Annotated in this window: 1 protein-coding gene; it reads left to right on the top strand. The window is 39.1% G+C overall.

Annotation, left to right across the window (positions count from 1 at the left end):
• Positions 1-261: hypothetical protein (locus Q4528_RS14400; protein ID WP_303522318.1), on the top strand; the 261-nt coding region annotated here is incomplete at both ends.

The following is a 261-nucleotide window of genomic DNA, read 5'->3' as shown; positions in this document are numbered from 1 at the left end:
ATCTACTCCGAGCATTGGTTAGATTTTGGACATGTAAATAGTTACTATCGCTCTAAAGCTAATTTCACAACTCAACGGGCGTTCAATGAACTGATAATTACATCAGAGTGGGTTGAGAAGGCATCGTCGAACAATAAAAAGATTTCTGCTGAAGCAAATTGGTTTAATAAACTACCTTTTTCGCTACGTGGCTTTATTCCTCAATATTTGGGCTCTCAGCAGAAGCACGGCCGCATATCTTATCGTTTAGAGTACTTACAC

This window comes from Staphylococcus pasteuri, from assembly GCF_030547725.1.
Lineage (GTDB): Bacteria > Bacillota > Bacilli > Staphylococcales > Staphylococcaceae > Staphylococcus > Staphylococcus pasteuri.
This window is presented reverse-complemented; position numbering and strand designations above follow the sequence as displayed.